10 protein-coding genes and 1 pseudogene are annotated in these 11,704 nt (G+C 58.7%); 4 read left to right on the forward strand and 7 right to left on the reverse strand.

Annotated elements, in window-relative coordinates; genetic code table 11:
- The 4 genes from O2807_05170 to O2807_05185 form a co-directional block, all read right to left on the reverse strand.
- On the reverse strand, positions 1-582 hold a 582-nt coding region (locus O2807_05170), incomplete at its 3' end, for a lysophospholipid acyltransferase family protein (protein ID MDA0999894.1).
- Positions 583-606: 24 nt separating this feature from the next.
- Positions 607-1,623 (reverse strand): Gfo/Idh/MocA family oxidoreductase, encoded by a 1,017-nt coding sequence (locus O2807_05175; GenBank protein ID MDA0999895.1) that lies wholly within the window; start codon positions 1,621-1,623, stop codon positions 607-609.
- Positions 1,624-1,664: 41 nt separating this feature from the next.
- Positions 1,665-3,464: a chloride channel protein gene (locus tag O2807_05180; protein MDA0999896.1), complete on the reverse strand. Its 1,800-nt coding sequence runs from the start codon at positions 3,462-3,464 to the stop codon at positions 1,665-1,667.
- A gap of 291 nt (positions 3,465-3,755) precedes the next feature.
- Positions 3,756-4,850: a zinc-binding dehydrogenase gene (locus O2807_05185; protein MDA0999897.1), complete on the reverse strand. Its 1,095-nt coding sequence runs from the start codon at positions 4,848-4,850 to the stop codon at positions 3,756-3,758.
- 205 nt (positions 4,851-5,055) lie between these two features.
- Between O2807_05185 and O2807_05190 the strand changes: the two genes are divergently transcribed.
- A complete protein-coding gene (locus tag O2807_05190) occupies positions 5,056-5,940 on the forward strand; it encodes an NAD(P)-dependent oxidoreductase (protein MDA0999898.1) in 885 nt (294 codons plus the stop codon).
- Between the two features lie 51 nt (positions 5,941-5,991).
- On the opposite strand, the gene O2807_05195 is transcribed toward O2807_05190, so the two are convergent.
- Positions 5,992-6,369: a response regulator gene (locus tag O2807_05195; GenBank protein MDA0999899.1), complete on the reverse strand. Its 378-nt coding sequence runs from the start codon at positions 6,367-6,369 to the stop codon at positions 5,992-5,994.
- 184 nt (positions 6,370-6,553) lie between these two features.
- Positions 6,554-7,354 (reverse strand): ParA family protein, encoded by an 801-nt coding sequence (locus O2807_05200; protein ID MDA0999900.1) that lies wholly within the window; start codon positions 7,352-7,354, stop codon positions 6,554-6,556.
- 1,072 nt (positions 7,355-8,426) lie between these two features.
- Between O2807_05200 and O2807_05205 the strand changes: the two genes are divergently transcribed.
- From O2807_05205 to O2807_05215, 3 genes and pseudogenes are all read left to right on the forward strand, one after another.
- Entirely contained in the window at positions 8,427-10,100 is a 1,674-nt protein-coding gene (locus O2807_05205) for a response regulator (GenBank protein MDA0999901.1), read from the forward strand.
- Positions 10,101-10,116: 16 nt separating this feature from the next.
- A complete protein-coding gene (locus O2807_05210; GenBank protein MDA0999902.1) occupies positions 10,117-10,524 on the forward strand; it encodes a response regulator in 408 nt (135 codons plus the stop codon).
- Positions 10,525-10,728: 204 nt separating this feature from the next.
- Positions 10,729-11,193 (forward strand): annotated as a pseudogene (locus tag O2807_05215) (chemotaxis protein CheX).
- A gap of 59 nt (positions 11,194-11,252) precedes the next feature.
- Here the strand turns inward: O2807_05215 and O2807_05220 are convergent.
- The gene (locus O2807_05220) at positions 11,253-11,501 is read right to left on the reverse strand and encodes a hypothetical protein (GenBank protein ID MDA0999903.1); all 249 of its coding nucleotides are present in this window, start codon (positions 11,499-11,501) and stop codon (positions 11,253-11,255) included.
- Between the last annotated feature and the right edge of the window lie 203 nt (positions 11,502-11,704).

Raw genomic sequence — 11,704 nt, forward strand, 5'->3', positions numbered from 1 at the left:
GCGACCCTGCCGGCCGCCGGCCGCGGCCGGCGGTATCAATGCGCCAATCCGGACGCGGAGCCAGGTGGTGTCCGCGAAAGTGTGCCGCCAGCTGATGAGGGTGTTCGAGCCGCCAATGTGGATGGGCAGGATGGGGGCGCCGCTCAGGGATGAGATGAAGGCGGGACCGCCCTTGAAGCCGAGTTCGCCCAGTGTGTTGACGATCCCCCCCTCGGGAAAGATGACGACCGCGCCGCCCGCCTTGAGGAGGGAGAGCGTCTGGCGGATGGCGCTTCTCTGTGGCTTTTCCCGGCTGACGGGATAGGCGCCGAAGGCACGGACCAGGGCGGCGAGCGGCCGCCTCTGGAAGAGCTCTTCTTTCGCCATGTAGTAGAGCGGCCGGGGAAGCAGTGCCGATACGAGAATGGGATCGAGGTAGCTTCGGTGCGTCGGGGCGATAATGAGCGGGCCCTCGCGGGGGACGTTTTCCAGCCCCTGCAGCTCGTAGCCCCCGTAGGCGAGCCAGATCAGCTGGCGGACGAGGAACTTAAACCAGGCGGGTTGCCGGGCAGGGGGGAGGGATTCGGGGCCTTCTTCAGTCATTGCTGCTCTCTGTCTGGGCAGGAATTACTCATACAGCTCGGCCAGCTCGACTTTTCTTCCCTCGCGGGAGGAGCGAGTGATGGCTTCGATGGCGGCGCTGGTGCGGAGGGCGGTGGCGCCATCCACCTCCGGCTCGCGTCCCTCGCGGATGGCTGCTGTGAAATCGGAGATCAGGTTGACGAGCGGCGCGGTCACCGGATTGCCTTCCACAGCGTATTCAATGACCTCCGGCTCGTCCACTCCCTTCTTGACGAGGGTGAGGCGGGTGCCCTCGTTTTCGGCGAAGGCGTTCCCCCCCGTTCCGTATACGTTTACGTAAAAAACCTTCGGGGTGAGCATGTTGGAGCCGAGATAGCCCTGCGCGCCCGATTCGAATTCGATCAGTACGGCGGTGACATCGTCGAGATCGGTTTGGTGCGACACCGACCGGCTGGAGGCGAAGACGCTGGAGATCGGGCCGAAGAGGTACTGGAAGGTGTCGAGATGATGGATCCCCAGCCCCGTCATCGAGCCCGAGGGACTCTCGCCGGGGTCCGCGCGCCAACTGCCCGCCTCGACCTGGGCGGCGAAGCCGTAGGAGAAATTCGCCTCGGTCTGGATGACCTGCCCCAGGGCACCGGAGCCAATCAGGCGCTTGATCTCGCGGTGGGCCGGCTGAAAGCGGCGCTGGTGGCCGGCGGTGAGGCGCACCCCGGCCTTCTCGCAGGCGGCGAGCGCGCGCTGACCGTCGGGGACTTGGAGGACGAAGGGTTTTTCCACCCAGATGTGCTTGCCGGCCGAGGCCGCTTCCTCGACCATCCGGGCGTGGGTCGAATGGGGGGTTGCGAGGATTACGGCGTCAATTTCGGGATCGCGGAGGACCGCCTCCCAGCTATCGAGGGTTCTGCAGCTGTGGTCGGACCCGAATTTCTCCCGCGTGGACGGGGTGCGGGCAAAACAGGCCGTGACCGAGAAACCTTCTACCTTTCGGGCGGCCGACACGATCTCTCCGCCCCACCAGCCCAGCCCCACGATGCAGGCTCGGACGCCGCCTTCACGCATGTGTTTTTCCCCCTCTCCCACGTTTCAAAGCCGGGATTCTTTCAGGCTTTGGCGTCTTGTTCAAGCGGAGTCTGACTGGGCGCTTCTTGTGCCGGGGTGTTTTGTGCGGCGCGCAGCGCCCTTCCGAATGCCTCGAGGGCGTCCTCGGCGGTGATAATGCCGAGAAGATGCGACGGGTCTTCCCGGCTGACGACGGGAAGGCGGGTGATGTGCCGGGCGCCGAGCTTGGCCATCACCGAATCGAGAGACTGATCCGGGTGGGCATGCAGTATGTATTTTTTCGTTGCGACTCCGAGGACGGATTCATTTTCCTTTCCGGCGGCCAGCGCTTGGTTGAAGTCGTACTGGCTGATGATTCCGCAGAGCTTCCCGTCTGCGTCCAGGACCGGGAACCCGGTGTAGGTGGTGTCTTTTGTCTGCTCGATGGCCTCGGCGACCGAGATGTTGGACGGTATCGTCGTGACGTTGCTGACCATCGCGTCGAGGACGTGAATTTCATGAAGAAGATGGTCCGTCTCGTGATCGGGCAGCGATACACCGTCCTGCTCCGACAGGGCACTGTAGATCGGTTTGGGCTGCCAGTATTTCGAGAGTCCGAACGCGACGGTGTTGGCCACCATCAGGGCGAGGATGATGTGGTAGTCCTGCGTCAGCTCGAAGATGATGAGGACGGAGGTCATCGGCGCCCGGATGATGGCGGCAAACGCCGCCCCCATCCCGACGAGGGCGTAGCCGCCCGGCTGCGTCACGAGGCCGGGGAAAAAGAACTGGCTGACGGCGGCGACGAGGCCGCCCGCCATGGCGCCCATGAAGAGGGTGGGGGCGAAAATGCCGCCCGAGGATCCCGTTCCGTAGGAAACCGTCGTCGCGATGAGCTTCAGGATCAAAAGGGCGAAGAGGAGATACAGATCGTACCGGCCCGTCAGTGAACTGTTGACCGAGGGATACCCCACGCCGAGAATCTCCGGGTGCCACAAGGCCAGGATGCCGACAACGAGTCCGCCGAGGCCGGTCACGCCGATGGAAGCCCATTTGCTGAGCTTCAGACTGCGCGCGCGGAGGTAGAGCAAGCTGCGCATGAAGGCCACGCCCACTCCGGCGCAAACGATGCCCACCACGGCGTAAATCAAAAGCTCCAGGGGATTTTCGAGGGCATAGGCGGGAACCGAAAAGACCGGCTCGTTTCCGAGAATCGCGCGCGCCACGACGGCCGATGAGACGGAGGCCAGCACGATGGAGCCCAGGACGCGGGCGTTCAGATCGCCCACCAGCTCCTCCAGGGTGAATGTGACGGCGGCGATGGGCGTGTTGAAGGCCGCCGCCAGCCCGGCGGCCGCCCCGACGGGAACGAGGGACTGGACGCGCCGCAGCTTCAGGCTGAAAGTCTGCCCGATCCAGCTCGCGAGGCCGGCGCAGATTTGAACGGTGGGGCCTTCGCGCCCGAGACTCGAACCCGAGCCGATGTTGAGGGCGCCGATGAAGAATTTCCCCACCCAGACGCGGACCGGAATTCTTCCGTTGCGGGCAAAGTAGGCGACCTTGGTCTGGGGGATGCCGCTTCCTCTCGCCTCGGGCACGACGAACTTCAGGAAAATGGCGGAGATGAGCGCCCCCCCGGCGGGGATGAGAGGAAGGATGTACCAGGGGAGGGTGATGCGCGAGAGGTTTTCGGTGCCGAACAGGAGCCAGTGTACCCACCCGATGCTGAGGTGGAACATGACGGCGACGAATCCGGCCAGGCTCCCGACGAATATGGTGATGAAGTAAAAGGCGCCGTCCCGGGCGAGGCCGAAGCGGTTGAGCCACCCCAGCAGGCCGATTCGAATATTTTTCCAGTTCATTCCGGGTCTCTTCGCCGCCGGTCGAAGGCCATGACCGGGGGTGTTCCAGAGGCGGCCCATGTGCCCAGGGCGGATGTTGAGCCGGGGAGAAGCCGGGCGGAATGGATGGCATCCCCGCTTGGGGACGGGAGGCACCCGCGCATCCTTTTCCTAAATCCTTTTAGTTCAATGACTTAACCGGTATCCTGTTTTGTCGGCGGGGCCTTCCGGCCCGAAAGCACTGGCGCCAAAATATAGGGTGTTCGGGAAGAATTCAAGTGGGATCTGGATTTTTGAAAACTGGACCTTCCCTCAAGCCGGAAGCTGAATCACCGAGCGGAGGGTTTCTCCGCGCTCCATGGCTTCGAACGCCTCCTCGGTCTCCTCGATGCGGATGAGCCGGGTGACCATCTTGTCCAGGTCCAGCTCACCGGTTTCGTACCAGTTCGCCAGCAGGGGGAAGTCTCGCGAGGGCAGGCAGTCGCCGTACCAGCTGACGCGGAGGCTGCCCCCCAGCGAGAAGAACTGCTGGATCGGAAGGTCCATCACCATCGAGGCGTCCGGGACGCCGATGAGGACTGCGGTGCCCGCGAGATCGCGCGACCAGAGGGCCTGGAGGAGGGTGTGGGGCGAGCCCACCGCCTCGAAGGCGTAGTCGACGCCGTTTCCTCCCGTGAGATCCTTGATCGCTTGAACCGGGTCTGTTTTCTGGGCGTTGATGACGTGGGTGGCGCCGAATTCGCGGGCCCACTCGAGCTTGTTCTCCGCGATGTCGACCCCGATGATCCTGCCGGCACGCGCGATGCGGGCGCCCTGGAGGACGCTGCACCCAACGCCGCCGCAGCCGAAGACGGCGACGCTGCTTCCCCGGCGCACGCCGGCGGTGTAGAGGGCGGCGCCCACCCCGGTTGCGACGCCACAGCCGATGAGGCAGGCCTGCTCGGGCGGGCAGCCCTTGACGGCGATGACAGCTTGTTTGGCGGCCACGACGGTGTGCGTGCAGAAGGTGCCGATGCCGAGGGCGGGGCTGAGGGTCAGGCCGTCCTTTTTCGTGCGCATGCGGGGCTCGGCGTTCAGGCTGGCGGCGCAAAGGTGGGGCTGGCCGATGGCGCAAAAGCGGCAGTGCCCGCAGGGGGCGCGCCAGGCCAGGATGACGTAATCGCCCACGGCGGGCTCGGTGACGCCCTCGCCGACGGCCTCGACGATGCCGGCGCCCTCGTGGCCGAGAAGGTAGGGGAAGTCGTCTCCCACCTTGCCCAGCTTGTAGTGGAGATCGGTGTGGCAGACGCCGCTGGCCTGGATTTTGACCAGAACCTCGCCCGGTCCCGGCGGATCGATCAGGATTTCCTCGACCTCGGTTTTTTCGCCGGGCCGCCGCGCGATTACCCCAAGACCCTCCAGCGCCATTTCGCACTCCCCCGCGGATATTTTCCTGGGCGCAGGAACAACCGGTCCGCGCCACACATGAGTTTCGATGAAGATGCGGACGATTTTCACGAATTTTCGGCGGAAAGGAAAGCCCGGCCGCGCATCATCGGTGCTTTACCGCGCCACCTGGTGTGGTTTACATTTTTCGCATCTTTCCATGTTTTCTGAATAGGGAGCTTCGGGGATGAGCCTAAAAGTGGGTGTTGTTGGATTGGGTGTGATGGGCGGAGCTTTTGCGGGCCATATGCTCGATGCGGGCTTTGAGGTGGCCGGTTATGACCCGGAGGAGGAGATGTACGCGAAATTCAAGGGGAAGAGTCTCCGTCGCGCCTCCTCGCCAGCCGATGCGGCCCGGGGCGCCGATCTGGTGATGACCTCGCTGCCGAATTATCAGGTGGTCGAGGCGGCCGTGACAGGGGCGGATGGCGTTTTCGAGGGAGCAGACAAGGGGGCGATCATCGCCGACATGAGCACGGTGCCGCCCAAGTTCGCCCGGGCCATGACCGGGAAGGCCGAGGCCGCAGGGCTCTTCTGGCTCGATTGTCCGGTGAGCGGGGTGGGCAAACAGGCGGCGGTCAAGGATCTGGTTGTCATGAGCGCCGGGCCGAAGGCGGCGTTCGAGAAGGCGAAACCCGCCTTCGATGCCATCGGGAAGAAGACGATCTATGTGAGCGAGAAGAACGGGCTGGCCGCCCAACTGAAGCTGGTGGTCAACCTGGTGCTCTTTATCAACATGGCGGGGGCGGCCGAGGGGATGACGCTGGGCCTGAAGGCCGGCATTCCGGCTGATGTGATGCTCGATACGCTTTGCTCGGGCGCCGCGGGCTCGAATGTTCTCGAGGTGCGGGGCAAGGACATGCTGGCGGACAATTACCCGCCCTCAGGGCCGATCTGGATTGTTCTCAAGGATCTGGCCTGTGCCCTGGATTCGGCGAAGGAACTGGACTCGCCGACACCGCTCGGCGGATTGCTCGAGCATTTCTATATGATTCAGCGGAGCAAGGGACGCGAGAACGAGGACGGGAGTTCCATCTTCCGGGTCTACAAGGAGTGGGCGAACATCGCCTGATGTGTGCGGGCGGAGCTCCCGCGGGGGGAGGGACCGAGCTTCCTCCGGCGGTTACTTGAAGATGGCCTTGAGCTTTTCCTCGAAGACCTGCGGGGTGAAGGGTTTGACGATGTAGTTCGAGGCGCCTGCCTGGATGGCCTGAATGATATTCTCCTTCAGCGCCTCGGCGGTGACCATGAGGAAAGGAATGTCCTTGGTCTTCGGGTCCTTGCGGATGTTCTGGAGAAACTCAAGGCCCGTCATGATCGGCATGTTCCAGTCGGATACGATGAGTTTATACTCGCCCGCTAGCGCCGAGCGGAAGCCTTCTTCTCCGTTTTCGGCTTCGTTGACGTTTTCGTAGCCCAGTTGGCGGAGCATATTGCGGACAACTTTTCGCATTGTGGCGAAGTCGTCAACGACAAGGATTTTTGATTTTTTGTCGAGCATCGCCATTTACAGTATCTCCAATTCCTCTGAACCCCACCCGAAAAGTATAACGAGAGCCATCCCGGAATTCCAACCGCTATCAGGCCGGGCGGCTGAAAGCTCCCGGCAGAAAAACAGCGGAACGGGATATCCCCCGCATTTTCAAGAAAAACGCATATACATTTACATTTTTCAATGGGGAGGGTCAATCCCCTCGCGGGCGCCCGAACGGCGGTTTCTGCCCTGTTTTATCCGGGAAAACCTCTTCAAATAGATCGGACATCGCTTGGGCGGCAGGACACTCGGGTGCTATCTCGAACAGTGTTTTTCCGAGCCCCTGGGCAAGGTCCACATTGGCATCGAGGGGGATGATTGCGTCTGAGACCTGCTTTCCAAGGTGTGCGCGAAGGCGCTCGAGGAAGGCCTTCTGGCGGCCGGTTCCCTGATACATGACCGGGACGAAAGCCTCGATGTCCAGGCGGTTTTTGGGCAGTTCCCAGCACAATCTGAGGATGGTTTTGAGAACGCGCAGGCAGCCGTGAAGCCCCAGAAAGTTGACGGGGACGGGGACGACCACTTTGCTGGCCGCCATGAGGATGTTGATGGCCAATAGTCCGAGAGAGGGCGGGCTGTCGATGAAGATGAATTCGAAATCCGAAAAATGGCGGGTCACATTTTTAAGTTTGGCGTATCGCCGGGGATGGCTTGCGATATTGAGCGTGAGATCGGAGAGGCGCTGGTCGGCCGGGGCGAGCCAGAGGTTTTCGGTGGACGTGCGCTTCAGTATCTCCCGGGGCGGAAACGTATCCGAAAGCATGGCCTCGTAAATCGAGGGTTCCCTGTCCAGCAGGCTCACGCCGAGGCATTTTCCGGCGCTACCCTGTGGGTCCATGTCCAGCAGGAGGGTCTTGCGCCCCGAGGCGGCCGTGAAGGCGGCCGCATGGACCGCCAACGTGGTTTTCGCGGTGCCCCCCTTTTCGTTCACGAATGCAATGCAGCCGCTCATGTGGGCTGTCTCTCTCCGGCGCTGGGAAGTGGGGCAAGGCGCTCTACCGCCACGCGGCGGGAAAATGTTTTTTCTCGGAGTTGGGACATCTCTTTTCGCCGAAACATCAGAGAGTCTCCGCCCGCGTTCCCAGAGAGAAATGGAATTGATGCTTCTGAAATTAATCCATGCTCCCCTTCGGGAATGCTGCTTTCCGCGATGCGGAGGGAGATGGTCCCTGCCGAATATTAAGAGAATTTCACAAATCAATTGGCAGTTTTGAAAGAATTAGCATGTTTTTTTTATTTTCCAGGGCGGCGGCGGCTCTTGACTGGAATGCCAGGGAACGAGGGCGAATCGGCGCAGAGGGGGGGCAAGCTACCTCTCGACAGTAACAATTCTGATGATTCTGGTCTGTGAGCGTAGCGGCGAAAATCTTTTTAAAGAATTGAAATGAAAGAATATATAAGAATTCGGCTTTTGGGAGCGGGGAAGTGACATCTTTTTATTGAATTTATATTTTGTTTGATATATTGTATTATACAATATATGGATGAAATTGTCCTTTATTTTTGGAGGATTTGGAGTGCTGAAAGGGCAAGGGGAAACGGCGTCAGGTAGTCGCGATAGATTTCGACAGGGGTCCGGTGCCTGATTATTCAATCTGGAGGGTAACTTGATGTTAAAGATCAATAATGAGTTTTTGACGACACGAGAGATTGCCAAGCTTTGTGGGGTGAGCCCTACGACAGTCATTCGATGGATTGACTCCGGGATGTTGACGGCTTTTCGCCTTCCGAGTGGCCACCGGAGAGCCCGCTACACGGAAGTACTGTCTTTTTTGGAGCGCTTCGAGATTCCGGTGCCGGGAAATGACGCACGCAGCAAAAAGAGTGGATTAGTAGGTATTTCAGGTTTGACCAGATCAGCCTAGATTTTTTGAATCGCTTGGTTTCTCTTCTTGATACCTCTCGGGCCGAGGGGCATAATTTGTCGTGCCTGCCGTTTTTTGTTATGGGTTTGCGGGCGACTCGGTGTGGACGGATCTCGCATCGGCTGTGACTTTCTGCCTCCTGTGTTTTGAGTGAGCGATATGGATATTGAGAAAAGTTTCAAGGCGATCGAAAAAAAACAATTTTCGGAGGGCGATCGGGGGCCCGTTATTCTTATTGTGGAAGATGACGATGATAGTTTCGACATCCTTTCGGCTTCCCTGAGACTTGGAGAATTGGGCACACTTGAAATCCGGCGGGCTGGCAACGGCCTTGAGGCGCTGAAAGAGTGTGATCGCCATATCCCCGACATAATTTTGCTCGATATCTTGATGCCGGAGATGGATGGGTTTCAGTTCATCCATGAATTCAGGCGAAAGCCAGGCGTGGCCGGCGTGCCCGTGATATTTATTTCCACGATTGACGCCGTCGGAGATCGCATTCGCGGCCTCGACCTGGGCGCCATAGATTTTATTTCCAAACCCTTTAATCCGGTGGAAGTCACCCTCCGCGTGGGGCGTCACCTCGAAATCCGCCGGCTAATGATGGAAATTGAGCGGCAGCGCGAAAATTTTTCCGATCAGGCCGCGATTCTGGATACGATTTTCAATCATGTCCCTTCGGGCCTTGCTGTCGTTGATCGAAAGTTCCGGGTCCTCCACCACAACAAGCGGTTTGCCTCTTTTTTCCCTGGTACTTCTCCTCTTGCGGGCCAGGAGTTTCCCGATCTTGTCTGCACGGAAAGGGGCGAGGCTGGTGATTCGTCATCGGCGCAGGTCGAGGGTTTTCTCGCCCATGCATTCGATGGAAAAGAGGGTCCTCCCTTTCCCCTGGATTTGCATTCTGATGACATGTCACATAAAGAGCCCTGCCATCTTTCCCTGCGGGCCCTCCCTTTTCCCCACCGGGAGGATTGCTTGCTCCTCGATCTGTGGGATGTCACGGCATTGATCGAAGCCGAGAGAAGGGTGGTTTTGCTCGATCGGCTTGCCTTGCTCGGGCAGATCTCCATGGGTGTCGCCCATGAGATCAATAACCCGAACGGCTTTATCCGCCTGAAGGCGCACAACCTGGAGACCATCACGAATGCCTTGGCCCCGGTTCTCGATGACGGTCTGGAGCAGAATCGCGATCTGAAGCTCGGGCGCTTGTCGGTGATTGAAATGCGGGAGCGCCAGCACGAAGCCATTGGCGGCATTTTGAAGGCGACCGAGCGCATCTCGGCCGTCGTGGAAAGGCTGAAATCTTTTGGGCGTGATGAAAAAAGAACATTGGAAAAAGTGAATCTCCGGGAGGTGGTCGAAACGGCCGTTCAAATCGCCGAACATCATCTCAAGGGCATCGAGGACGTTCAGGTCAGCATTCCGGAGGGTCCATTGCCGGAGACGAAGGGGAACCAGATCGAATTTGAGCAGATTCTTGTGAACCTCTTGACCAATGCGGCGCAGTCGATTGAGGAGCGGCGCGAGGTCGAGCGCAACGGCTACCGGGGAAATATATCCATCTGCGTCGTTCCGGGCGCCGGCGAAATCGGCATCTTCGTTTCCGACAACGGCAAGGGCATTCAGGAAAAGATGAAATCGAAGATTTTCATGCCGTATTTTACGACCAAGGAAAGAGGCAAGGGAACCGGGCTGGGCCTTTCGATCTCCCACGAGCTGGTTTCGAAGTACGGGGGGCGCATCGAAGTGGATGGAGCGCCCATGAAAGGAGCGACCCTGAAGGTTTTCATTCCCGTGCATGTCGATATTCATGCCGGAAATTCGTCAGAATAGGAGGAGGAGCAAGCTCATGGCCCATCGAATTCTCCTGGTAGACGATGAGGAGGAGATTCTATCTTCTCTGGCAACCTATCTTGAACTCCGGGGCTATGAAACCGTTGCAACGAGCGACCCCCTTCAGGCCATCGATTTGGTGGCGTTAAAGAAATTTCATGTGGCGATCTGCGATATCAACATGCCCGAGATGAACGGCATCGATTTGCTGAGAAATTTAAAAAAAAACTGGCCCAGCCTTCAGATCCTGATAATGACAGGCTACGGTACGCTGGAAAAAGCGATTGACTGTCTGGAGGCGGGCGCCAGCGAATTCATCATGAAGCCCTTTGAAGATCTCGAGGAAATCGGAGAAATTGTAGATCTCACCATTCAGCGGATCTCCCGCTGGGAGAATGTCGCCAAGAAAAGTCTGAATTTATAGCGACTCCTCATCTGCCATTGTGAAAAGCCGGTTTCCAAGGTTCTCCCTGCATTCTCTAAGTAAAGTGCTTGCCAGAGGGCCCCCCCCGAAATGTGGTGTGCCGGTGCAGGAAACTGCTTGCTCGGACCGGATGTTTGTGTGATATTCTCACATTAGTTGCTTTGTTTTCCCTGGAAAATCCTAGAACCTGCGGGGAGATTTTTTATGAAAGTCGAATATATCAACCCTTTTTTGCAGGCCACCATCAACGTCCTGAGCACGATGGCGATGATTACCCCGAAGGCGGGAAAACCCATGTTGAAGGCGGGGAGCGTCGCCAAGGGGGATGTATCCGGGATCATCGGCCTGACAGGTGATGCCGAAGGTTCTCTGGCTGTCAGTTTTTCGACTTCCTGCGCCCTCAAAATTGTCGAAAACATGGTGGGTGAGCGCTACGAGGAATTGACGGACGAGGTGGCCGACGCCGTGGGCGAGTTGACTAACATGATTTCCGGCGATGCCCGCTCGTAACTGCAGAAAATGGGAATGGAAGTCACATCGGCATTGCCCACGGTCGTCCGGGGGAAGGACCACACCGTCAAACACATCGTTCATGGGGCACCGACGATTTTGTTGCCATTTACGACGGACTACGGTGACTTCTTTGTCGAGGCGAGTTTCTCCGTCTAGTTCTCCCGCCGCATTCGGTTCAACCCGGAAATTCTCCGTATGGCGATCCCGGCAGGGGTCTACTCCTCCGAAAGGGAGGAGTAGATGAGGTTCGACAACTCCTCATCGTTCAACGTCAGTATTTGCTCGACGGAAATGTAAGCCGTCCTCTCCGGGTTTCCGCGATCTCCCTGCCAGAGCCGAAAGCTGTTTTCAAAGTAGCTGAACCGGATCTCTTCTTTCACACCGGGGATATTCCCGGCGAGAACTGCGCTCAGACGGTTGGCGCAATCACGCCCGATTTGCCTTTGCTTTTCCAGATCACCCATCCGAACCCTTTCCCCCGGTTTTTCTGCTCGACAAGAGCTTTCCCTCGAAAACACTAGAGGCTTTCAAGCGCCTCGTTCAATTTTTTCTCCACGAGGTCCTTGTAGAGAAGGTAATGAATAGTCTTTGCGCCTTGTGGGCAATTCTTGTCCCGAAAACTGTCCGGCAAGGACAGATCCGCCAAGCAGATCCGGATTTTTTCCTT

Source organism: bacterium, assembly GCA_027622355.1.
Lineage (GTDB): Bacteria > UBA8248 > UBA8248 > UBA8248 > UBA8248 > JAQBZT01.